At 64.8% G+C, this 23,304-nt stretch carries 20 protein-coding genes; 8 read left to right on the top strand and 12 right to left on the bottom strand.

Features of this window, described 5'->3' with window-relative positions; all coding sequences use genetic code 11:
* The first annotated feature begins 8 nt into the window (after positions 1 to 8).
* On the top strand, positions 9 to 2,591 hold the full coding sequence (locus AAHK21_RS20120; protein ID WP_367858146.1) for an EAL domain-containing protein: 2,583 nt from the start codon (positions 9 to 11) through the stop codon (positions 2,589 to 2,591).
* A gap of 17 nt (positions 2,592 to 2,608) precedes the next feature.
* On the opposite strand, the gene AAHK21_RS20115 is transcribed toward AAHK21_RS20120, so the two are convergent.
* Positions 2,609 to 2,929, bottom strand: coding sequence for a DUF2025 family protein (locus tag AAHK21_RS20115; RefSeq protein ID WP_102684698.1), 321 nt, complete (start codon positions 2,927 to 2,929; stop codon positions 2,609 to 2,611).
* Between the two features lie 183 nt (positions 2,930 to 3,112).
* Here AAHK21_RS20115 and AAHK21_RS20110 point away from each other — a divergent pair, with 183 nt between their 5' ends.
* Entirely contained in the window at positions 3,113 to 4,327 is a 1,215-nt protein-coding gene (locus AAHK21_RS20110; protein WP_367858145.1) for an ATP-binding protein, read from the top strand.
* Here the strand turns inward: AAHK21_RS20110 and AAHK21_RS20105 are convergent.
* A complete protein-coding gene (locus AAHK21_RS20105; RefSeq protein ID WP_367858144.1) occupies positions 4,266 to 5,183 on the bottom strand; it encodes a LysR family transcriptional regulator in 918 nt (305 codons plus the stop codon). The genes AAHK21_RS20110 and AAHK21_RS20105 overlap by 62 nt on opposite strands.
* Positions 5,184 to 5,297: 114 nt before the next feature.
* Here AAHK21_RS20105 and AAHK21_RS20100 point away from each other — a divergent pair, with 114 nt between their 5' ends.
* Positions 5,298 to 6,056, top strand: a complete 759-nt coding sequence (locus AAHK21_RS20100; RefSeq protein WP_367858143.1) for an SDR family NAD(P)-dependent oxidoreductase — start codon at positions 5,298 to 5,300, stop codon at positions 6,054 to 6,056.
* Positions 6,057 to 6,077: 21 nt separating this feature from the next.
* Here AAHK21_RS20100 and AAHK21_RS20095 read toward each other — a convergent pair whose 3' ends face one another.
* Positions 6,078 to 6,857, bottom strand: coding sequence for a LysR family transcriptional regulator (locus tag AAHK21_RS20095; protein WP_046854499.1), 780 nt, complete (start codon positions 6,855 to 6,857; stop codon positions 6,078 to 6,080).
* Between the two features lie 101 nt (positions 6,858 to 6,958).
* Here AAHK21_RS20095 and AAHK21_RS20090 point away from each other — a divergent pair, with 101 nt between their 5' ends.
* Positions 6,959 to 7,687: an SDR family oxidoreductase gene (locus AAHK21_RS20090; protein WP_367858142.1), complete on the top strand. Its 729-nt coding sequence runs from the start codon at positions 6,959 to 6,961 to the stop codon at positions 7,685 to 7,687.
* A 124-nt stretch (positions 7,688 to 7,811) separates the two neighbouring features.
* Here the strand turns inward: AAHK21_RS20090 and AAHK21_RS20085 are convergent, their stop codons facing one another.
* The 7 genes from AAHK21_RS20085 to AAHK21_RS20055 form a co-directional block, all read right to left on the bottom strand.
* Complete coding sequence (locus tag AAHK21_RS20085; protein ID WP_367858141.1) at positions 7,812 to 8,672, bottom strand: efflux RND transporter periplasmic adaptor subunit; 861 nt, start codon at positions 8,670 to 8,672, stop codon at positions 7,812 to 7,814.
* 11 nt (positions 8,673 to 8,683) lie between these two features.
* Positions 8,684 to 8,890 carry a DUF1656 domain-containing protein gene (locus AAHK21_RS20080; protein WP_367858140.1) on the bottom strand — a complete coding sequence of 69 codons (207 nt, stop codon included), beginning with the start codon at positions 8,888 to 8,890 and terminating at the stop codon, positions 8,684 to 8,686.
* The gene (locus tag AAHK21_RS20075) at positions 8,877 to 10,865 is read right to left on the bottom strand and encodes an FUSC family protein (RefSeq protein ID WP_367858139.1); all 1,989 of its coding nucleotides are present in this window, start codon (positions 10,863 to 10,865) and stop codon (positions 8,877 to 8,879) included. The genes AAHK21_RS20080 and AAHK21_RS20075 overlap by 14 nt, the downstream gene beginning before the upstream one ends.
* Before the next feature lie 178 nt (positions 10,866 to 11,043).
* The gene (ccoM, locus tag AAHK21_RS20070) at positions 11,044 to 11,160 is read right to left on the bottom strand and encodes a cytochrome c oxidase subunit CcoM (RefSeq protein ID WP_023629476.1); all 117 of its coding nucleotides are present in this window, start codon (positions 11,158 to 11,160) and stop codon (positions 11,044 to 11,046) included.
* A gap of 135 nt (positions 11,161 to 11,295) precedes the next feature.
* Positions 11,296 to 11,457, bottom strand: a complete 162-nt coding sequence (locus AAHK21_RS20065; RefSeq protein WP_172670873.1) for a hypothetical protein — start codon at positions 11,455 to 11,457, stop codon at positions 11,296 to 11,298.
* A 59-nt stretch (positions 11,458 to 11,516) separates the two neighbouring features.
* Positions 11,517 to 11,843 carry a hypothetical protein gene (locus AAHK21_RS20060; protein WP_046854494.1) on the bottom strand — a complete coding sequence of 109 codons (327 nt, stop codon included), beginning with the start codon at positions 11,841 to 11,843 and terminating at the stop codon, positions 11,517 to 11,519.
* Positions 11,844 to 11,955: 112 nt separating this feature from the next.
* On the bottom strand, positions 11,956 to 12,648 hold the full coding sequence (locus AAHK21_RS20055) for a M949_RS01915 family surface polysaccharide biosynthesis protein (RefSeq protein ID WP_367858138.1): 693 nt from the start codon (positions 12,646 to 12,648) through the stop codon (positions 11,956 to 11,958).
* 124 nt (positions 12,649 to 12,772) lie between these two features.
* Here AAHK21_RS20055 and rapA point away from each other — a divergent pair, with 124 nt between their 5' ends.
* The gene (rapA, locus tag AAHK21_RS20050; protein ID WP_367858137.1) at positions 12,773 to 15,619 is read left to right on the top strand and encodes an RNA polymerase-associated protein RapA; all 2,847 of its coding nucleotides are present in this window, start codon (positions 12,773 to 12,775) and stop codon (positions 15,617 to 15,619) included.
* A gap of 257 nt (positions 15,620 to 15,876) precedes the next feature.
* Positions 15,877 to 18,141, top strand: a complete 2,265-nt coding sequence (locus AAHK21_RS20045; protein ID WP_367858136.1) for a putative bifunctional diguanylate cyclase/phosphodiesterase — start codon at positions 15,877 to 15,879, stop codon at positions 18,139 to 18,141.
* Here the strand turns inward: AAHK21_RS20045 and AAHK21_RS20040 are convergent.
* Complete coding sequence (locus AAHK21_RS20040; protein WP_367858135.1) at positions 18,041 to 18,928, bottom strand: NAD(P)-dependent oxidoreductase; 888 nt, start codon at positions 18,926 to 18,928, stop codon at positions 18,041 to 18,043. The genes AAHK21_RS20045 and AAHK21_RS20040 overlap by 101 nt on opposite strands.
* A 193-nt stretch (positions 18,929 to 19,121) precedes the next feature.
* On the opposite strand from AAHK21_RS20040, the gene AAHK21_RS20035 reads away from it, so the two are divergent.
* Complete coding sequence (locus tag AAHK21_RS20035) at positions 19,122 to 21,305, top strand: hypothetical protein (RefSeq protein WP_367858134.1); 2,184 nt, start codon at positions 19,122 to 19,124, stop codon at positions 21,303 to 21,305.
* Between the two features lie 160 nt (positions 21,306 to 21,465).
* Here AAHK21_RS20035 and AAHK21_RS20030 read toward each other — a convergent pair whose 3' ends face one another.
* Complete coding sequence (locus tag AAHK21_RS20030) at positions 21,466 to 21,771, bottom strand: DUF2288 domain-containing protein (RefSeq protein ID WP_046854488.1); 306 nt, start codon at positions 21,769 to 21,771, stop codon at positions 21,466 to 21,468.
* A 359-nt stretch (positions 21,772 to 22,130) separates the two neighbouring features.
* Between AAHK21_RS20030 and AAHK21_RS20025 the strand changes: the two genes are divergently transcribed.
* Complete coding sequence (locus AAHK21_RS20025; protein ID WP_038706647.1) at positions 22,131 to 23,246, top strand: branched-chain amino acid ABC transporter substrate-binding protein; 1,116 nt, start codon at positions 22,131 to 22,133, stop codon at positions 23,244 to 23,246.
* Positions 23,247 to 23,304: the final 58 nt, after the last annotated feature.

Here is a 23,304-nt window from a genome sequence, read left to right as displayed (position 1 = left end):
GCCCGTACATGGACAGGAACGTCGACCTTTCACCCTCCAGCCCCACCTCGCGCCTGCAGGTGCGCCGCCTGGTCGGCGGCTTCTGCGCGCTGTTCGGGCTCGCTTGCGTGTTCACCCTGGTGGCATTGTTCAACATCGCCGCCACGCTGGACCGCCAGGCGCTGGAGCAAAGCACCTTCCAGGCCTCCCAGGCGCTGGAACAACGGTTGGTGGCCTCGCGCCAGTTTCTCTCCAGCTACGCCGTCTGGGACGCCGCCTACGAACATCTGGTAGGCAAGGTCGACTGGCAGTGGGCGTATGACGAGAAGAACGTCGGTGAGTCGCTGTACAGCGCCAGCGGCTACGAAGGCGTGTTCGTGGTCGAGGATGGCCGCACCACCTACGCCCTGTTCAAGGGCAAACCCACCGATTCGCCGGCTAGCGCCCATATCGACAGCCCCCTGGCGACAATCATCGACGCGGCGCGCAGGGCAGCACCGGCCCGCGAGCAGGTAACTCATTTCGTACGGTTCAACGGCTGGCCCGCCGTGCTCAGCGCCGCGGCGGTACGCCCGGACAAGGAAGTGACCGAGGCTGATGTAAAACAGGCGCCGGTGATGGTGTTCGTCGACCAGCTGACCGAAGCCAAGCTCGCCGTGCTGGGCAAAGGTGCGGGTTTGACCGGCATGCGCCTGGAGAAAAACGCCGTCGCCCAGGCCGGACAACCGCATATCGCCCTCGGCGAAACCGGTTATCACCTGGTCTGGAACACGCCATTACCGGGCCGCCAACTGCTCCATGCCTTCCTGCCACCGCTGCTGGCAGTGTTCCTGGTGCTCGGCCTGGTGCTGCTCTACCTGTTCCGCCACGCCCTGCGCAGTTCCCGGGCAATAGATGAAAGCCTGCTGCGATTGCAGCAGAGCAACCGCGCCCTGGAAGCCAGCGAGCAGCGCTTTCGCGCAGTGGCCGAAGCCGCCTCCGACTGGATCTGGGAAACCGACCGCCATCACCGCCTGACCTACCTGTCGCAGCGCTTCGTCAGCGTCACCGGCTACCGCATCGAGGACTGGCTCGGCCAGCCGCTCAACCAGTTGCTGGCCTGCGACACCACGCCCCTGCTGCCCTGGCTCGACAACGAGGCCGACAGCGACGCGCAGCAACTGGCCAACCTGCGTTGCAACTACGATGACGCCACCGGGCAGAACCGTTACTGCCGCGTGTCGGCGCGCTCGATCATCTATGAAGGCAAGCTCGCCGGGTTTCGCGGCACCGCCAGCGACATCACCGACGAAGTTGCCGCCCATGCCCGCATCCAGCACCTGTCGATGCACGACGCCCTCACGGGCCTGGCAAATCGCAACAAACTGTCACGCCACCTCGAACAAGCCCTGCTGCGCGGCAGCGACTCGCCGCCCCTCACGCTGTTGCTGCTCGACCTGGACAGCTTCAAGCCGATCAACGACTCCCTCGGCCACCCTGCCGGCGACGCGGTGTTGCAGGAAGTGGCCAGTCGCCTGCGCGATACCACCCGCGACGATGACCTGGTTGCCCGTCTGGGTGGCGACGAATTCGTTCTGGTCCTGCATGGCCTGGACAACCGCAGCGAGATCGACCGTTTCTGCGCGCGCCTGCTCGATCTGCTGCAACAACCCATCGGTTTCGAGGAACACCAGTTGCACATCGGCGCCAGCATCGGCATCGCCCAGACCCGAGTACAGGGCTACGACGCCGGCGAACTGATCCGTTGCGCCGACATTGCCCTGTACCAGGCCAAGGCCGACGGCAAGAACACCTGGCGTTACTTCTCGCCGGAAATGAACCAGCAGATCCAGTACCGCCGCCAGCTGGAAAACGACCTGCGCCGGGCGATCAAGCAGCACGAGTTCGTGCTGCACTACCAGCCACGCTACCGCCTGGACGATCTGCGCATCGTTTCGGTGGAAGCCCTTTTGCGCTGGGAGCATCCTCAGGAAGGGCTGATCGGGCCAGACACCTTCATTCCTTTGGCCGAACAGAGCGACCTGATCGTCCCGCTGGGCCGCTGGGTGCTCGAAGAAGCCTGCCGCAATGCCCGAGACTGGCCCGAAGAGCTGCTGGTCTCGGTCAACCTGTCGCCCGCACAGTTCTCCCGCAGCGATGTGGTCGCCGATGTCCGCCAGGTGTTGCTGGACACCGGCTTCCCAGCCCAGCGCCTGGAGCTGGAAATCACCGAGAACGTGATGCTCAACGACATCGAAGGCGCCCTGGGCACCATGCTCGCGCTCAAGGAACTGGGCGTGCGCCTGAACATGGACGACTTCGGCACCGGCTACTCGTCACTGGGCTACCTGCGCACCTACCCCTTCGACAGCATCAAGATCGACAAGCGCTTCATCGCCGGGTTGAGCAGCCAGAGCGGCAACGACCGGGCCGTGGTCCAGGCGATCATCAACCTGGGCAAGGCCATGGGGCTGACGGTGACCGCCGAGGGCGTGGAGACCGAGCAGCAATTGAAGGCGCTGGACAAGGAGCAGTGCCACGAGGTTCAGGGCTACTACCTGAGCAAGCCCGTGGATCGGGCAGGGTTCGAGGCGCTGCTGGCGAACCGCGAAGTTCGCCAGGATGCGTCCTGAACGCGCTGCCACGGGACTCAGCGCAGGCTGCGCTCAGCCACGATCTCGGGCAGGTCGGTACGGTTGAGGTAGATGCGCAATGGCTCGCCGATGTTCAACCGATCGTCCACATGCTGCTCCAGCAGCAACGCCAGGCGCTCCCGGCACAGCGCCATGCGCGCATCGGCCTCGGGCCGCCAGACGAACTCGCTGCAGGGGGTGATGCTGTCGTCGGCCACGTCCATGCCGAACGCGTCCTCTGAAAACCGCACGATATGGGTGCCGCGTTTGCCGTGAAAGCCGACGAAGCCCTTGAGCTGGTCGGCGGCGATGCAGATGTCCTGGGATGTGATGGCCATGGCGTAACCTCGCAAAGAATTCGGAAGTGACGCACGCAGAGGGGGCGGTCGCCTCTGGCGGGCAACGCGCAAGTGCCAGCCTAACCCAAGTGCCAGACCGTTCGCCAAGGTTTTTCACCCCTCGCGCCAAGGCCCGCTAGACTGGATTTTCGAGCCCCTTCGTTGTTATCGGATCCGCCCCTCATGACCCAGGCCGTCACCGCCGACATCGCCATCATTGGTCGCATCAACGCCGTGCCGGCCATCCTCCAGGTCATCTGCGAGACCACCGGCCTGCGCTTTGCCGCCGTGGCCCGGGTGACCGAGAGCAGCTGGACGGCCTGCGCGGTGCTCGACACCCTGGGATTCGGCCTCGAGGTAGGCGGAGAGCTTGAGGTCGCCACCACGCTGTGCCACGAAATCCGCAGCACACGCCAGACCATCGTGATCGACAAGGCCAGTGAGGACGAGCAGTACTGCCGTCATCGCGCTCCGCGCCAGTACCGCTTCGAAAGCTACATTTCGGTTCCGGTGCTACGTACCGACGGCAGCTTCTTCGGTACCATCTGTGCCCTGGACGCCCAGCCAACGCCACTCAAGGGCACGGCAATCCAGCCAATGATGGAATCGTTCGCCCGCCTGCTGGCCATCCAGATCGAAAGCGAGGAAAGCGCCCAGCGCACCGAGCGCGCCCTGCACAAAGAGCGGGCCATGGCCGAGGTCCGCGAGCAGTTCATCGCCGTGCTCGGCCACGACCTGCGCAACCCGCTGTTCGCCATCACCGCCGGTGCCGAACTGCTCAGCCAGCGCCTGACCGACGACAAGCAACGGGCCATTGCCCTGCATATCCTCACCTGCGGCCAACGGGCCACCGAGCTGGTGCGCGACATGCTGGATTTCGCCCGTGGTCGCCTTGGTGCCGGGATCCCACTGAACCTGCAGCCCTGCCACGACCTGCCGGACGCCCTCGGCCATGTGGCCTCCGAGCTGCAGCGTGTCCACCCGCAGCGGCGCATCATCCTCGACATCGGCCAGGTCGGTGGGCTGCTGTGTGATCGCGAGCGGATCACGCAACTGTTGTCCAACCTGATCGCCAATGCCCTCCTCCATGGCGACCCACAAGGCCCGGTGACCGTGCGCGCCAGCCTCAGCGAAAGTACCTTCGACCTGAGCGTGCACAACCAGGGCACGCCGATCGCCCCGCAAACCCTGCCCCTGCTGTTCGAGCCTTTCAGCCGGCCGATCTCCGGCGCGCCCCAGCCCGGCCTGGGCCTGGGGCTGTACATCGCCAAGCAGATCGCCTTGGCTCACGGCGGCCGCATGGAGGTGACCTCCAGCGCCGAGGCCGGCACGCTGTTCAGTTTTCGCCTGCCGAAGGATCGACCTGAGACTCCAGCAGCACCGCCAGCCAGTTCATGAACGCCTGCACCCGGCGCGGCACATGGCGCTGCCGTGCATACAACAGCGATACCGGCATGGCCCGCGCCTGCCAAGGCTCGAGCAGTGACACCAGTTCACCTTGGCGCAGGTGCTCATCGACACCGACCGCCGGCACCTGGATCAGGCCGAGCCCAGCCAGGCAGGCGGCGGAATAGGCTTCGGCGTTATTCACCGTGACCACGCCAGTCATGGCCTGGAAGCGCAGCTCGCCGCCCTGCTCGTATTCGAACCCGGCACTGCGCGCGCCGAGGTTGCGCACGTAGTGGACCAGCCGGTGGCTGTCCAGGTCCTCCAGGCTGCGGGGTACGCCATGCCGCTCCAGATAGGCGGGGCTGGCGCAGTTGCGCATGCTCAGGCGCCCGACCGGACGCGCCACCACGTCCAGGTCGCTGAGCGCGCCGATGCGCATCACGCAATCGAAACCTTCGCGCAACAGGTCGACCTGGCGGTCGGTGCAGCTGATCTCCACGTCAAGGTGCGGGAAACGTTCGAGAAACTGCGGCAGCGCCGGCACGATGACCCGTCGCGCCATCATGGTCGGCAGGTCGATGCGCAGGCGCCCGGCCAGTTCGGCGTCGTCGGCGCTGAACAGGCTCTCGATCTCGTCCATGCCCGACAACAGGTCCTTGCTGCGCTCATACAGCAAGGCGCCGTCCTGGGTCGTGCGCACCCGGCGCGTGGTGCGGTTGAGCAGGCGTGTGCCGAGCAGGTTTTCCAGCGCCCGCACCTGTTCGGAGACAGTCGAGCGCGGCAGGCCCAGGCTTTCGCCGGCCAGGGTGAAACTGCTCAGTTCGCTGACCCTGACAAAGGTACGCAGCAGATCCAGCTTGTTCATACCCATCCTCATTGTCCGATTGATGCGAACAGTATTTCCGGAATCCGTGGATTTAACAGCCTATCCCCGATCAATAACCTGTCAGCAACAGCCACCCACAACGAGGTATCCGACATGATTCGCAAGATCGCACTGATCACCGGCGCAAGCCGCGGCCTGGGCAAGAACACCGCCGAACACCTGGCCGCCCGTGGCATCGACATCATCGGCACCTACCACAGCAAGGCCGACGAAGCCCGCGCCGTGGCGGCCACGCTGGAGCAGGCCGGCGTGCGCGCCGCCATGCTGCAACTGGACGTCAGCGACAGCGCCAGCTTCGCAAGTTTCGCCGAGCGCCTGGGCGACACCCTCGAACAGCAGTTCGGCCGCCGTCAGCTGGACTTCCTGGTGAACAACGCCGGCATCGGCCTGAACGTGCCATTCAGCGAGACCAGCGAGGCGCAGTTCGACCAGTTGCTGAACATCCAGCTCAAAGGCCCGTTCTTCCTTACCCAGCGCCTGCTGCCGCTGCTGGCCGACGGCGGGCGCATCGTCAACATCTCCACCGGCCTGACCCGCTTCGCCCTGCCCGGCTATGCCGCCTATGCGGCCATGAAGGGCGCCATGGAAGTGCTGACCCGCTACCAGGCCAAGGAGCTGGGCGCGCGCGGCATCCGGGTGAACATTCTCGCGCCGGGCGCCATCGAGACCGATTTCGGCGGGGGCGTGGTGCGTGACAACCAGCAGGTCAATGACTACATCGCTGGCAACACCGCCTTGGGCCGGGTCGGCCTGCCCGACGATATCGGCGCGGCCATCGCCCTGTTGCTGGAGGATGGCAATGGCTGGATCAACGGGCAGCGGCTGGAGGTGTCGGGGGGCATGTTCCTCTGAGGCGCACGCTGCGCAATGCGCTCAAGCTCGGTTCAAGGCCTGGTGCAGCGCGGCGACGGCAGGGAGTGACAAAGCCTCATGGGTGATGCACAAGCCGACCCGGCGCCGCAGTGCCAGGCCGCTGCCGGGCCGCCAATAGACCCCTGGACAGCGCTCGGCCAGGGACTGCGGCAACCATGCCGCGCCCAACCCGGCGGCGACCATGGCCAGCGCCAGTTGCAACGAACCGGCCTGGCCAACCTGCTCGCCTTCGCCGTACAACCCCATCAGGCGCTGGTGCGAAGGATGCTGCGGACAGGTGATCCAGCGCCCGTCCGGCTGGCTGCCGGTCGCCATTACCAGCACGAAGGCCTCCTCCCACAACGGCAGGAACAGTTCATCCTCGCAGCGCTGGGCCTCGTCGGCCAACCGCGCATCCCCGTCGCAGCCTTCGAGCAAGGTCAATTGCAGGCCCGCCACCGCCTGGCTGGCCAGGCGCACGCAAGCCTCGACCTGGGCCGGCGCGATGTCCGTCTCGATGCCCAGGGCCAAAGGCACCCGCTCCTGTCCCTGGCGAAAACGCAGGCGCAGCGCATCGGCCTCGGCCACCATGCGGCAGGCCTGGGGATACAGCTCACGCGCCTGCTCACTGACTTCGACCCCACGGGCCTGACGCAGGAACAGCTCGGCGCCGAGGTCATCCTCCAGCTGGCGGATGGTCACCGACAAGGTCGGTTGCGCCACGCACAGGCGCTGGGCGGCTACAGTGATGTTGCGCGCTTCGAAGACCGCGATAAATGCCTTGAGATGACGGATATCCATAGATAGAACCGATGCCAGCCAGAGAAATAAGCCGTTTTTCATGGCCGAAAGGGCTATCTAGAATCCTGGCCATCGAAAGCGATTATGCCTGGGAGGCAACCATGAACAAACCCCTGATCATTATCACCGGTGCCAGCTCCGGCATCGGCGCCGCCACCGCCCAACGCTTTGCCGCCGCGGGCCATCCGCTGTTGCTGATCGCCCGCCGCCTGGATCGCCTGGAAGCGCTGGCGTTGCCCGATTGCCTGTGCCGCGCCGTGGATATACGCGACCGCGCGGCGCTGGTCGCCGCCGTGGCCGAGGCCGAAGCCGTGTACGGGCCGGCCGATGCCCTGGTGAACAATGCCGGGGTGATGCTGCTGGGGCAGATGCACGAACAGGACCCGGAACAATGGGAGCGCATGTTCGACATCAACGTCAAAGGCCTGCTCAACGGCGTGCACGCGCTGGTCGGCGGGATGGTCGAGCGGCGCCATGGCACCCTGATCAATGTCAGCTCGGTGGCCGGACGCAAGACCTTCCCCAACCATGTGGCCTACGTAGGCAGCAAGTTCGCCGTGCACGGGTTGTCGGAGAACCTGCGCGAGGAACTGGCGCCGCACAATGTGCGGGTGGTGACCATCGCGCCGGGCGCAGTGGAGACCGAGCTGCTCGGGCATACCACCGACGAGGGCATCAAGCGCGACTACGAGGCCTGGAAGGCCAATGACATGGGCGGCGTGGTGCTGTCGGCGGAAGATGTCGCCGGGGCAATCGTCTGGGCCTACCAGCAGCCACAGCAGGTGTGCATTCGCGAGATCGTGCTGGCGGCGACTGCCCAGCAGCCTTGAGGCTGAGTACCGGGGGCGCCATGCGCCCCTTTCGCCGCGGTTCGTCGCCACGACGAACCGGCTCCCACACCGACCGCGCTGGCCTCAAGCCATGTGCAATCCCAGTGGGAGCTGGCCTGCCCCCTCAAGGCGCTTCATGCACCTGCACGCTAGCCGTCATGCCGGCGCTCAGGGTCACACCCTCGGGCACCTTGTCCAGGCGGATGCGTACGGGAATGCGCTGTGCCAGCCGCACCCAGTTGAACGTTGGCTCCACCTCGGGCAGTAACTGCCCATCCGGCGTCGAGTTGCGGTCGGTGATCCCCCGGCTGATGCTTTCTACCTGCCCTTGCATCGCGTCGCCGGCGCCCATGAGCCAGACCTTGACCGGATCGCCGACGCGAATCCGCGGCAGCTTGGTTTCTTCGAAATACGCCTGGATATAGAAAGTGCCATCGTCCACCAGCGCCATCACCGATTGCCCGGTGTTGACGAAATTGCCCTCGGCCAGGCGCAGATTGGTGATATGCCCGCCGCGAGGGGCGCGGACTTCGCTGCGGGCCAGGTTGATCTTCGCCACTTGCAACTGGGCCTCGGCCTCGTGCAGTTCGCCGCGGGCGACAGCGGCGTTGATCTGGGCGTTCTCGCGCAACTCGGCACTGATCGCCTCCGGCCCCAGCGCGGTGCGCCGGGCGGCCTCGCGCTCGCGCAGGCGCAACTGCTGGGTACGTGTCTCGACCACGGCGGTAGCCTGGTCGTAGGCAGCCTGGAAGCGTTCGCGGTCGATGCTCATCAGCAGGTCGCCGGCCTTCACCTGCTGGTTGTCATGCACCTTCAACGCGCTGACCCAGCCAGACACGTCGGGGGCGATCACCACCACGTCGGCACGCACCCGGGCATCCCGGGTCCAGGGCGTGAGCATGTAGTACTGCCACAGTTGATAGCCGGCAAAAACAGCGAGGATCACCACACACAGGGTGACCAAGGTACGTACGACTGTACGCATGGACTTACTCCTTACAAAGGGCCTGACAGTTTCACCACCCCATACAGCACACAGACGAACAGCGCCGCGTCGAACAACGCCTCGTGCCAGATCCAGCGCCCCAGGGGGGTGGTCTGCACGACGAAGCGCAACAGCCCGGTGAGCACCAGCGCCAGCAACACATAGATCAGAAACGGGCTGAGCAGCACGCCGCCCAGTGCCCACTCACGCAACCCCATGGGCTTCCTCCTGCCAGCGGCACCACTTGCCCCAGCTCTTGCGCAATTGCAGCACCGCTCCGATGGCCAGGCGCAGCGGGTCACTGGGCGGCTGGCGGCGCAGGGCCTCGATGAACTCTTCACTGGCGGCGTCCAGGCGCTGGCCCCGCCCCGGCGCCGGGCCGCTGGCGAGTACCGCCTGCAACTGCTGCAGGTACTGGCGCTCGGCATTGCCCAGCGGTGCCTTGGCCACGGCCAGGCACATGCGCAGGTGCACCAGTTCGTCACCGATATCCAATCCGTGCAGGCCATCGTCCCAGCGCTTGCGCTCGGCTTCGGGCAGCTCGCTGGCATGCCGCGCCAGCTGCATCAGGCGGTCGGCCATGCGCCCACCGAACCAGCTGTCGGCGCCGCGCAGGTCGCGCCGGGTCAGGCGCACCAGGTCGCCTTGCGTGGCCGCGCGCAGGCGCCGGCCAAGCCAGGCCGGGTGGCGCAGCACCAGCAAGCGGAACGCCATTACCGCGGCCCCCACGCCCAGCAGCATGGCCTGGGCACTGTTGAGCATGGTCGCCACATCGAAATGCATGGCATTGAGCGGCGCCACCAGGACGATGAAGTGCAGGCAATAGGAAGTGGCGGTCGCCCCGGTACGCGGGTGGGCCATGCCCAGGGCGCCGAAGAACAGCGGCACGCCCATGCCCAGGCAGAGCATGGCGAAGCTGCTCCATTGCGGCAGCAGGATCTGCCCCACCAGGAACGCCACCGGGATGGCCAGGAGGATACCGCGCAGGAAACTCAGGCCGATCTGCGCGCCATTCTCGCGGCTGGCGAACAGGCTGCAGACCACACAGGTGAGCACCAGGCCGCCTGGCGCCGATGGCCAGGCCGTGGCCAGCCAGAAACTGCTCATGGCCAGGAACGCCAGGGCGCTGCGCGAACCGAACAGCAGGGCAAGGGACAGGTCGCGATGGGTTGCCAGGCTCTGCGTCGCCTGCCTTGGCGCGCGCCCCTGCTCGACGTCGTCGAGGGCCTGGGCGCAAGCCATCGTGTAGTCCAACAGCAAGCTCAGGCGCGCCAGGCAATAATGCTCGGCGGGGCTGATCCGCTCGTCGTGGGCGGCGTCCCAGACACGCTGGCGCAACAGCAGCAAGCTGGGCTGGTCGGGGCTGGCCAGGTGAGCGCGCACCTCGTCCAGCCATGGCGCCAGGTGCCTGGCTTCGCCCTCTTCAAGCTGGCGCCACTGCCTGCGCACCGAGCGTGAGATGCGCAAAAGCACCATCAGTGACTGGCTCAGGCCGCTGATTGCCCGGGCGCGTTGGCGGCCGCGACTGCCTTCGAACCAGGCATGTTCGCGCTGGGCATCGATGGCGACGATGCGCCCGAGGCTGTCGAGCAGGCCGCTGCGTGCCTCGTCTTCGCCCCCAAGCATGGCGCTGGCCGCCTGCAGACCGTTGTGCCAGGCCTGGCGAGCCTGGCCGCCCAGTTGCTGCTCCACGCGCATGGGCCAGAGCAGCGCGCTGGTGAGGGTGGCGCAGACGATGCCCAGGCAGATCTCGGTGCAGCGCGCCACCGCCTGGTCGAATACCTGCAACGGGTGATCGATAGCCGGCAGGGCGATGATCGCCACGGTGTAGCCGGCCAGCACGAACGCGTAGGCCCAGGCGCTGCGCAGTTGGGTCGAGGCAGCGGTGCACAGGGCCAGCCACAAGGCCAGGGTCAGCAGGAACAGCCACGGGGTCTGGGCGAACAGGCCGATGAACACCACCGACATGCAGGTGCCGACCAGGGTGCCGGCCAACCGCGCCAAGCCCTTCTGCACCACCATCCCCGACAACGGCTGGGCGACGATGAAGGCGGTCATCAGCGCCCACGCCGGTTGCTCCAGGCCCCAGCGCATCGCCAGCCACAACGCCAGGCCGCCACCAAGCAAGGTCTTGATGGCGAACTTGAGGGCGAGGCTGCTGGGGGCAAACAGGGCCTGGAAGGTGATGGGCACGAAACGGACCTTGGGCGCGCAGGGGGTAATAGGAAGAAAGATAGACAACGGGAGGGAGGATAAAGCGCAAACGATTAATTAGCTAGCTAATCATCTAGATGATCAGATTTTCGCAGGCAAAAAAAATGGGCGACCGAAGTCGCCCTAAATGCCTTGCGTGCTCGTGTATCGGGAAGGATCAGCGCTGGTTGCGCTTTTTCGAGTCCTTCCAGATGAAAATGCCCAGACCGGCGAAGAAGGCCAACATCAACCCGACTGTTACCACCCCGGCGATAACCACGTTGTCGAAGAACATGTCGGCTCCTCCCTTGATGTGCCGTCATCCGATGGGTGCAAGGTAACCAATGCGAGGAGGAGGAAAATTGACCGGAGTCAATGGCGCCCGGAGCCGGGCGCGGAAGGCGGGTGCAGGGTTGACCTGCATCAAGTTTCAGCGCTTCTTCGGTTTGCCCTTGGGCTTTTTCTTCTTGGCCTGGGTCAGCGGCATGGCCTGCTCGAAGGCCTGGCGCATATCGTCCAGGCGCTTGTCATTGAGGTCGTGAATGCGTTTGGCGCGTTCGGCGCCGAAATCGATCAGGTTGTCTTGGCTCATGGTGGGCTCGACGGACAGCAGAGGCCTCAATAATGAAGGCTTGCCTGGGCGCTGACTAGTCAGACTTCGATATCCACCAGCAACCCCTGGCGCGTGCGCTCGCCCATCGGCGCCACCGGCACGGTGTTGTCGGCATTGAGTTCCTCACCGGGGACGGCCTCGTACCGATCGCCTTCAGCCTGTTTGCGCCTTTTTTGCTGGCGGCGTTGCTCGTCACGCAGCAGCAAGGCCTGCTCTTCGGGATCACGATGATTCTTCAGGTCGATGGTGCCATCGCTGGAGGTCGGCTGCGTGGGCACCACCGGCGCAATGGTCGGAGGTGGCTTGACCGGGTCGTGTTGCGAGGTCACGGGGGCGGCACTGAGCGGGATGATCGGCGGCAGCATGGGAGGTCTCCTGTAGCCTTGTTGTCGGCTGGTGGTGCGCCGCCTTGAATGACTGCGGTCGAAGGTGTGCGGCGTGTCACAACGCCGCATTGCGCTGGAGTATAGCGCGGGCCTACTCGGCGTCTTCGTCCGGATCGTCGGGTGAAGGGCTCGACTCGCTCCATGGCCGCTTGTAGACCTGCTGCCAGACCGCATCCATATGTTCGCGCACACCTGGCGGGGCGTTCTTCAACGAGGCGCTGTCTTCGCGCTCGCCGCCGAACGGGTCTTCACCGGGCGGGCTAATCAGCGACTGGCCGGTGATGGTGTAGATCGCCTGGCCTTCACGCATCTCGATGGCGATGTCGTGGGGGTCGATACCGCCACCGCAGAAGGCATGGCTGGCCACTGTCACTTCAGCGACGCCGTCCTTGTTCAGGTCACCGACATCACTGACATCGGTATAGAAGTCGACGTCGAGGTCGAGGCCGGCGCAGGTGGTCTCCTGCTCGATCTGCCAGCGCGGCTTGAAGACATCGGCACTGGCGGCACGGCCATACAGGGTGGCCTTGAGCACCACCTTGTCGACTTCCTCCTCGGTATCGGGGTCGGTGGCCTGGCCGTCGACCCGGCTCAGCACCAGCAGGCCCTCGCCCTCACGGTCATGGAAATGCACGCTCTTGATCGGCGTCTGCACGCCGAGCACTTCCAACTGCTCGACCGGGATCGGCGGCAGGACCTCGAAGCTTTTCTGTTCGCAGGCGGCCAGCAGCGCCAGGCTGCCCAGGCCCAAGGTGACGTTCAACCAGCGGTGCTTGGCAAACATGTTTGCGCATGGCCCTCGTGACGGGTGTTCGTCGATGAACACGCTAGACTCACTGAGATTCTTTGGTCTGGCGCAGCCGATCCGGTAACATGGCCAGCTTTTTCATCGCGGGAGTTTTGGCAGTATGGCGCAGCAGTATCAACCGGGGCAACGCTGGATCAGCGACAGCGAGGCCGAGCTCGGTCTTGGGACCATCCTGGCGCAGGATGGCCGCCTGTTGACCGTGCTCTACCCGGCCACGGGCGACACCCGCCAGTACTCGCTACGCAATGCGCCGCTGACCCGCGTGCGTTTCTCGCCAGGCGACCTGATCACCCATTTCGAAGGCTGGAAGCTGACCGTGCAGGAGGTCGAGGACATCGACGGCCTGATGGTCTACCACGGTATCGACCTGCAGAACCAGCCGCGCACACTGCCCGAGACGCAGCTGTCCAACTTCATTCAGTTCCGCCTGGCCAGCGACCGCCTGTTCGCCGGGCAGATCGACCCGCTGTCGTGGTTCTCGCTGCGCTACAACACCCTGCAGCACACCAGCAAGCAGATGCTCTCCACGCTGTGGGGCCTGGGTGGCGTGCGCGCCCAACCTATCGCCCACCAGTTGCACATCGCCCGTGAAGTGGCCGACCGCATCGCCCCCCGCGTACTGCTGGCCGACGAAGTGGGCCTGGGCAAGACCATCGAGGCCGGCCTGGTCATCCATCGCCAGCTGCTGTCCGGTCGCGCCAGCCGCGTGCTGATCCTGGTGCCGGAAAACCTCCAGCACCAGTGGCTGGTGGAAATGCGCCGGCGCTTCAACCTGCAGGTTGCGCTGTTCGACGCCGAGCGCTTCATCGAAAGCGACGCCAGCAACCCGTTCGAAGATGCCCAACTGGCGCTGGTCGCGCTGGAGTGGCTGGTCGAGGACGAAAAGGCCCAGGACGCGCTGTTCGCCGCCGGCTGGGACCTGATGGTGGTCGACGAGGCCCACCACCTGGTCTGGCACGAAGAGCAGGCCAGCCCCGAATACTCGCTGGTCGAGCAGTTGGCCCAGGTGATTCCCGGCGTGCTGCTGCTCACCGCCACGCCTGAACAGCTCGGCCAGGACAGCCACTTCGCCCGCCTGCGCCTGCTCGACCCCAACCGCTTCCACGACCTGGCCGCCTTCCGCGCCGAAAGCGAGCACTATCGCCCGGTGGCCGAAGCGGTACAGGAGCTGCTCGACGAAGGCCGCCTGTCGCCGAAAGCCCACGCCACCATCCAGGGCTTCCTCGGCGCCGAAGGCGAAGCACTGCTGGCCGCGGTCAGCGATGGCGACAGCCAGGCCAGCGCGCGCCTGATCCGCGAACTGCTCGACCGCCACGGTACCGGCCGCGTGCTGTTCCGCAACACCCGTGCGGCGATCCAGGGCTTCCCCGAGCGCCAACTGCACCCCTACCCGCTGGCCAACCCCGAGGCCTATGCCGACCTGCCTTCGGGCGAGCGCGCCGAGCTGTACCCGGAAGTGGCCTTCCAGGCCCAGGGCGAAGCCGGCGACGACGAGCGCTGGTGGCGTTTCGACCCTCGGGTCGACTGGCTGATCGACACCCTGAAGATGCTCAAGCGCACCAAGGTCCTGGTGATCTGCGCCCACGCCGAGACCGCCATGGACCTGGAAGACGCCCTCCGCGTGCGCTCCGGCATCCCGGCCTCGGTGTTCCATGAAGGCATGAGCATTCTCGAGCGTGACCGCGCCGCCGCCTACTTCGCCGACGAAGAGTTCGGCGCCCAGGTGCTGGTGTGTTCCGAGATCGGCAGCGAGGGCCGCAACTTCCAGTTCGCCCATCACCTGGTGATGTTCGACCTGCCGGCCCACCCGGACCTGCTCGAGCAACGCATCGGCCGCCTCGACCGGATCGGCCAGAAGCACACGATCCAACTGCACATCCCGTACCTGCAGGACAGCCCGCAGGAGCGCCTGTTCCAGTGGTACCACGAAGGCCTCAACGCCTTCCTCAACACCTGCCCGACCGGCAACGCCCTGCAACATCAGTTCGGCCCGCGCCTGCTGCAACAGCTGGCCGGTGGCGACGACAAAGGCTGGACCCAGCTGGTCGGCGAGGCCCGTGCCGAACGCGAGCGCCTGGAAGCCGAGCTGCACACCGGTCGCGACCGCCTGCTGGAACTCAACTCCGGTGGCGCCGGCGAAGGCCAGGCACTGGTCGAGGCAATCCTCGAGCAGGACGACCAGTTCGCCCTGCCGATCTACATGGAAACCCTGTTCGACGCCTTCGGTATCGACAGCGAGGACCACTCGGAAAACGCCCTGATCCTCAAGCCAAGCGAGAAGATGCTCGACGCCAGCTTCCCGCTGGGTGACGACGAAGGCGTGACCATCACCTACGACCGCGGCCAGGCGCTGTCGCGCGAGGACATGCAGTTCCTCACCTGGGAGCACCCGATGGTCCAGGGTGGCATGGACCTGGTGTTGTCCGGCTCGATGGGCAATACCGCCGTGGCGCTGATCAAGAACAAGGCGCTCAAGCCCGGCACCGTGCTGCTCGAACTGCTCTATGTCAGCGAAGTGGTGGCACCGCGCAGCCTGCAGCTGGGGCGCTACCTGCCGCCGGCCGCGCTGCGCTGCCTGCTCGACACCAACGGCAACGACCTGGGCCCGCGGGTGGCCTTCGAAACCCTCAACGACCAGCTCGAAAGCGTGCCCAAGGCCAGCGCCAACAAGTTCATCCAGGCCCAGCGCGACGTGCTGGCCAAGCGCATCGCCGCGGGTGAGGCCAAGGTCCTGCCAACCCACGACGAGCGCGTGGCCCAGGCCCGGCAACGCCTGACCGCCGAAGCCGACGAGGAGCTGGCGCGCCTGACTGCGTTGAAGGCCGTCAACCCGAGCGTGCGCGATAGCGAGATCGACGCCCTGCGCAAGCAGCGCGAAGAGGGCCTGGCGGCGCTGGAAAAAGCGGCACTGCGCCTCGAGGCAATCCGGGTGCTCGTCGCCGGTTGATCGCCATGGCGGTCATCGCGGGGCAAGCCCGCTCCCACAATTCCGGCTCGGGATTGCAGGGAGCGGGCTTGCCCCGCGCTCGTTGCGGCCTGCAAACCATCCATTTAGACCATCTGGCTATTGCCTCCATATCCAAATGGTAGAAATCAAATTGCCATTAATCAGGAAGGCTTAGGTACCCGTTCCTATACTCCAGCAGGAACAGTCTCCATCCGTGCTTTTTGGGGACGAGTGAAGACTCGACGAAGAGGCCTGCAATGGAGTGGCTGGGACTGCAATTGTTCGCCGAGCTGCCGGCGACCGGACAGATCATCCTCGACTGCCGACACAACCCCTTCCTGGTGCTGCTTGCCTTCATCGTGGCGAGCGCCGCCTGTTTCGCCACCCTGGACATGAGCGAACGCCAGAGCCAATGCGAAGACCGCTTCGCCCGCCGGCAATGGCGTGTGCTCGGTGCGTGCTGCCTGGCCGGGGGCATCTGGGCCATGCATTTCATCAGCATGCTGGCCTTCCAGGCGCCCCTGGAAATCCACTTCGACGCCCCGCTGACCGGCCTGTCGCTGCTAGTGGCGCTGCTGGCCGCCTGGCTGGCGATGAACAGCCTCAACCGCAGCCAGATGCGCCTGCGCCACTACCTGCAGACCGCGCTGTTCATCGGCCTGGGCATCAGTGTCATGCACTACACCGGCATGGCCGCCCTGCAGACCAGCGCCCTGCAGTACTACCAGACCGGCCTGCTGCTCGCCTCTGTCGGCATCGCCGTGCTCACCAGCCTGGTGGCGCTGCTGATGGCGCGCTATTTCAACAAGGGCAGCGGCACCTTGCACCTGCTGCTCAAGTACGGTGCCAGCCTGTTGATGGCCGCAGGTATCGTCCTGACCCATTTCACCGGCATGGCGGCGATGACCCTGGTGATCCCCAGCGAGACCGCGCTGCGCCTGCCTTCGGCCGACAACAGCCTGCAACTGGCGCTGACTATTGCCGTCATCACCCTGCTGATCAGCGCTGGCAGCATCAGCGCGGCGCTGGCCGACAAGAAGCTGCAGAGCAAGGAGCACGACCTGCGCCGGGTCAACGTACTGCTCAGCCAGCTCGACCAGGCCCGCGCCTCGCTGCAGCAAGCCGCCCACTACGACGCCCTGACCAACCTGGTCAACCGCCGCGGCTTCAACCAGGTCTTCGCCGAGCGCCTGGCCGAGCAGGCCGCCCATGACGGCATGCTGGCGGTGATGTTCCTCGATATCGACCACTTCAAGCGGATCAACGACAGCCTCGGGCATGCCGCCGGCGACGAGCTGCTCAAGGTCATCGCCGACCACATCAAGGCCGCCACCCGCGGCCAGGACCTGGTGGCCCGCTTCGGTGGCGACGAGTTCTGCATCGTCACCAGCCTCAACAGCCGCGACGAGGCGCGCCACCTGGCCCAGCGCATCATGCAGCGGATGAAGGAGCCGATCGACCTGGCGGGCAGGCGCATGGTGATGACCACCAGCATCGGTATCAGCATCTTCCCCGACGACGGCCAGAGCACCGAGGAACTGCTGAAGAACGCCGACCTGGCGCTCTACCAGTCCAAGGGCTGCGGGCGCAACAGCCTGAACTTCTTCAACAACGGCCTGAAGACCCGCGCCACCCTCGAGCTGCAACTGGAAGAAGAACTGCGCGTGGCGTTGTTCGAAGAGCGTGGCCTGTGCGTGCACTACCAGCCGATCTTCGACCTGCGCAGCGGCCAGGTGGCCAAGCTCGAGGCCCTGGTGCGCTGGCAACACCCACAGCATGGCCTGCTCAGCCCCGACCGTTTCATCTGCATTGCCGAAGCCAACGGCCTGATCGCCGAACTGGACCTGTGGGTACTGCGCCGGGCCTGTGAGGACCTGGCCCAGCTCAACCGCCATGGCTATGGCGATCTCAAGGTCACGGTGAACTGCTCGGCCCTCACCCTGGGCCGCGAGGAGCTCGCCACCGAGGTGGAAATGGCCTTGTTCCAGGCCGGCCTGGCGCCGCGCCAGCTGGAGCTGGAGGTCACTGAAAACGCCCTGATGGGCGACATCCACCACACCATCAGCCTGCTCAAGCACATCCGTGCCCAGGGCGTGGCGCTGTCGATCGATGATTTCGGCACCGGCTATTCATCGCTGGCCTACCTCAAGCGCCTGCCGCTGGACGTGCTGAAGATCGACCGCTCGTTCATCCAGGACGTGCCCGGCAGCCAGAAAGACCGCGAGATCGTCCAGGCGATCATCATCATGGCCCATACCCTGCACCTGAAAGTGGTCACCGAAGGCGTCGAGACTGTCGAGCAGCACGAATTCCTCGCCAGCCACGGCTGCGACTACCTGCAGGGCTACCTGCTCAGCCGGCCGGTGCCGCTGGCCGAGTTGCGGCCGATCCTCGAACGGCTCGACCGCCAGCCCGGCGAGCTCAGTCCTTGTTGCGATACAGCGTTACCAGGGTCGCCGGATCTTTTTGCAGATAACCCTGGCTACCGTGCAGGCGCATCAGTTGCGCGGCGAGGCCACTGAGCGGCGTCGCCGAACCCTGTTCGCGGGAAAATTTCACCGCGCTGTCGAGGTCCTTGAGCAAGGTGCGCACGTGCCACTTGACCGGCTCGAAGCGGCTTTCGGCCATTTGCGGGGCGAGGATCTGCAAGGGTTTCGAGTCGGCAAACCCGCCGGCCAGGGCCTCGGCGATCAGCCGCGCATCGACCCCTGACTGCTCGGCCAGCGCCACCACCTCGGCGATCACCAGCGCGTTGCAGGCCACGATCATCTGGTTGCACGCCTTGGTCACCTGGCCGGCCCCCACCGCGCCCATGTGCGTCACCCGCTGGCCCAGGGTCAACAGCACCGGCCGCGCCCGCTGCAGATCGCTCGCCTCGCCGCCGACCATGATCGCCAGGGTGCCGGCCTCGGCCCCTGGCGTGCCGCCGGACACCGGGGCATCGAGCCAGGCCATGCCGCACAGGGCCGCCAGCTCCGCCGCCATCTCGCGGGTGGCGGTCGGCTCGAGGCTGGAGAAGTCCACCAGCAGCTGACCGCTGCGCCCGCCACGGGCGATGCCCTGCTCACCGAACACCACTTCGCGCACCACCGCCGTGTCGGCCAGGCACAGCAGCACCATGTCCGCCGCCTGGCACAGCTCGGCAGGGCTGCCGGCCAGCTGGGCGCCGGCGGCAACCAGCTCGGCGCATTTGTCCGGGCTGCGGTTCCACACGGTCAGCGGATACCCCGCGGCCAGCAGCCGACGGCACATCGGCAGGCCCATCAGGCCGATCCCGGCAAACCCCAACGAAGGCAATGCAGTACTCATGAGCAACTCCAGATTAAAGAAGCGTGACAAACGGACGATGCAATGCGGGTGAGAAGGGAAAAACCTTAGTCCGACTAAGGAAACCCCCTATCGCACAAGAAAAAGACGCACTGATAAAGTCGCGAAATTTCTCCGTGATGGCTAGATGACATGCATCACCGGGAAGCCAACCACACCAGGCAAATGGCGCACTATGACCTCTACGAACACTTCTGCCAATGCGGCTCCCGAGCCGTCCCTCAGCACCACCTCGCTGACCGCCGGCAGTGCTCGAGACTTCCCCGCGACCCGCAGCACGCCGGCGCAACAGTACCTGTACTTCACCGAGCAGGACATCCAGCGCATCCTCGACAATCTCGACGGCCTGCGCGACCTGGTGTTCCCGCCCAACCTGCATGTCGAGGACGAGGACCAGCTGCGCCTGGAGCAGCAGTTCCCGTCGGTGTGCCTGATCGGCCTGGGTCGTTGCGGCTCGAACATCGCCCTGGACGTGGCGGAGCTGGTGTACAACGCCCGCACATTCTTCCTCAATGAGTACAACAACGAGGACCGCTTCAAGGGCGAGGCCGGCTACAGCCCGGCGCGCTGGATCCGCCAGAACCTGCGCCTGGTACAGAACAAGGCGGCCAAGCCGGTGTTCCTGGTCGAGCCGCTGGTGATGCTTGGCGACCTGGACAAGGACATCGCCGGGCGCATCCGCTTCTCGCGCAAGGGCGAGCGCGGCGGCTTCCTGCGCGACTACAGCAAGATGAAGATCATGGACCTGTCCGAGGTGCATGCCGGCGGCGCCGGCAACGCGCCGATCCTCGGCCAGTACCTGGCCAAGATCATCCTCAACAAGGACACCCAGCGTTTCTCCAGCGCCGACTGGAAGCTGATCCACTCGTACCTGATCGATTCCTGCGGCATCAAGGCCAACCAGTCGCGCCTGTACTTCTACATCTTCAGCGCCGGCGGCGGCACCGGCTCGGGCATGGCCTCGGAATTCGGCCTGGCCCAGCAGTACTCGTACATGAACAAGACCTTCGATACCAAGCCGGCCGACGAGAATGACGGCAAGAGCGGGCATTCGTTCGTGTTCGAGCCGATCTTCACCAGCGGTATCTGCGTGCTGCCCAATGCCTCCGATCACCGCAGCGAAATGTCCGAGGCGCTGCACATCAACGCCGGGCGCCTGCTGTGCAAATACCTGTCGGAGGAATGGGACTTCTCGTACAACTTCGACAATGAAGACAGCAGCGAGGCCAGCGTCATGGGCCGCATCCGCCCGTGGAACGCGATGATGCTGATCTCCAACGACATCATGCGCTACGCCGAGGAGAGCGACGACGGCACGATCCAGAACATCGACGTCAACGCCATGGAGAAGCACGCCAACCAGTACATCTCCCAGCAGATCTTCAACATCCTCACGGCGCAGGCGGTGACCACCGACTACGACCAGAACTACTTCCGCCGCGCCGGCATCGACATCGGCGAGACCATCCGCCTGGACGCCAACGACCTGTTCATGAGCCTGGCCGGCCCCGTGGCCATCGCCTATGCCGAGTCGGTGGTACCGGAAGTGCCGCCGGCAGGGTCGGACAAGTTCAAGGTGTTCGAGCGTGAGCAGCCGCGCCTGGACATCGACGACCTGTTCTTCCGCTCCATCGACCTGCCGCACTTCAACAAGCAGACCCAGGCCATCGAAGGCATCAGCCTGCTGCCGATCGAGTCGCGCCGCTACCGCGCCGCGCTGGAGCAGTACCAGGCCTCGGGCTACGACGCCGCGGCGCTGCACGACCTGCACTTCTTCAAGAACTGTTCGTCGGTGGTGTCGATCGTCTCGCTGCCCAAGGACTACAAGCTGTCGTACATGGACCTGAACCGGCTCAAGACCCACCTCAACAGCCTGTTCCCCAACACCACGCTCAAGCGCTATGCGCTGGTGATCGGCGCCTCGGCCAACCTGTCGCTGACCACCCTGATCGCCAAGAGCCCGTGCCTGTCGGACGATTTCCTCACGCTGATCGTGGCGTTCATCAAGCGTTGCTTCGCGCGTAACCCGTACCGCTTCGACGACACCATGGACAATGCGATCCTCGAGTTCATCACCAGCGAGCACTTCGATGAAGACAGCATCGACGACCTGCTCAACGAGTTCGAGAACCCGGCGAAGATTCTCGACACCAACTGGTACGCGATCAAGCCGATGTACGAGAAGAAGTACCGCGAACTGATCAACGACAAGAGCCGCTTCGTCTCGATCAACGACATCCGCCTGTCGCGCGAGTGCGTTAAGAAGGCGGTGAAGTATCTGCGCGAGATCTTCCGCCACCGCATCGGCAAGACCCGGGTGATTTCGCTGAACAGCCATACCGGGCGCGTGGACTACTGATCCAGTTGGGGCCGCAAAGCGGCCCCATTTACGCATCCCGTAAACTGTTACCGCCCCGCCGAATCACCCCGCCACTGTTACCAACTTCCACCTTACGTGAGCGTCAATGCGCACCATTGCGGAGCGTTTGCGCGTTTTCACGCACTAAAAAAGCTCGCGCTTATTCCGCTTTCTTCGCCTGGATCACGATGAACGGCGAAACGACCACCGCCCAGATCTCTGGATCGCGGGTTTGCAGGTCGAGTGCCTGCTCGGCGGAGACCGGCCCGACAGTGCCATCATTGCGCCACTTGGCGAAGATCTCGCCGCGATTCTCGGCCATCGCCTCGGCAACGGCGATCAGGTCGAGGCTGGGGTCGACCCAAATCAGGTCACCCTTGGCCCAGAAACGCTCCAGGGCTTTCCACTCGATGACGGCAGTCTCGCCGAGCAGTTTGGCATAGAGGGTGCTTACTTGATCAGTCATGGGTTTACCTGCGCAAAGATCGGCCAACAAAAAGGCCGGCATTTTTGCAGAAAAACCCGGTTTCAAATACGTAATTTGGTCGATCAGGCCCGAACTTGTGGGGGCGGGCCGGGAATACAGGCAAAGTGATGGCGCTTTTCTGTATCTTTATGTCGATCAAGCGACACCCCTTGAGACAGACGCTTTTCGCCCGCTTTTCAAGCGCTCGGACAGCGCTCTACACTGTACCGGTACAGTTCCGGGACATGTTCCGGGGGAAGGTGGGCTTACGGCATTGGCGTAGCCAGGCCGCTAATCCCGCCCGGTCTGTAGCCCTGGCCTCAGGACTATAAGAATTACAACAGAATGAGTGGAGCACTATGATCAAGATTTCCAAGCTGTTTGCCGCGATGGTTCTGGCCGGAGTCGCCAGCCATTCGTTTGCCGCCGACACCATCAAGATCGGCATCGCCGGTCCCAAGACCGGGCCGGTGACCCAGTACGGCGACATGCAGTTCGTCGGCGCCAAACAGGCCATCAAGGACATCAACGCCAAGGGCGGCGTCGATGGCAAGATGCTCGAAGCCAAGGAATACGACGACGCGTGCGACCCTAAACAGGCCGTGGCCGTCGCCAACAAAGTGGTCAACGATGGCGTCAAGTACGTGATCGGCCACCTGTGCTCCAGCTCCACCCAGCCTGCGTCCGACATCTACGAAGACGAAGGCGTGATCATGATCACTCCAGCCGCCACCTCCCCGGAAATCACCGCCCGTGGCTACAAGCTGATCTTCCGCACCATCGGCCTGGACAGCGCCCAGGGCCCGGCCGCCGGCAACTACATCGCCGACCACGTCAAGCCGAAGGTCGTTGCGGTACTGCACGACAAGCAGCAGTACGGCGAAGGCATCGCCACCGCGGTCAAGACCACCCTGGAAGGCAAGGGCACCAAGGTTGCCGTCTTCGAGGGCCTGAACGCCGGTGACAAGGACTTCTCCTCGATCATCCAGAAGCTCAAGCAGAACAACGTCGACTTCGTCTACTACGGCGGCTACCACCCGGAGCTGGGCCTGATCCTGCGCCAGGCACAAGAGAAAGGCCTGAAAGCCAAGTTCATGGGCCCGGAAGGCGTGGGTAACGACTCCATCTCGCAGATCGCCCAAGGCGCCTCCGAAGGCCTGCTGGTGACCCTGCCCAAGTCGTTCGACGCAGCACCTGAGAACAAGGCCATCGTCGACGCCATCAAGGCCGACGGCAAGGACCCAAGCGGTCCGTTCGTGTTCCCGGCCTACTCGGCTGTCGAACTGATCGCCCAGGGCATCAAGGCTGCCGGCTCCGAAGACACCGACAAGGTGGCCGCCGCCATTCACAAAGGCACCTTCAAGACCCCGACCGGCGACCTGTCGTATGACGACAAGGGCGACCTGAAAGACTTCAAGTTCGTGGTCTACGAATGGCACTTCGGCAAGCCGAAGACCGAAGTCTCCCCTCAGTAACTGCGTGACTAATAGCTGACCGAGAAGCCCACTGTGCGAGCAGTGGGCTTTGTTTTAC

The organism is Pseudomonas sp. TE50-2, from assembly GCF_040813665.1.
GTDB classification, from domain to species: Bacteria; Pseudomonadota; Gammaproteobacteria; order Pseudomonadales; family Pseudomonadaceae; genus Aquipseudomonas; species Aquipseudomonas soli.
Note: the sequence above shows the minus strand (reverse complement) of the source record. Positions and strands in the feature narration are given on the sequence as shown.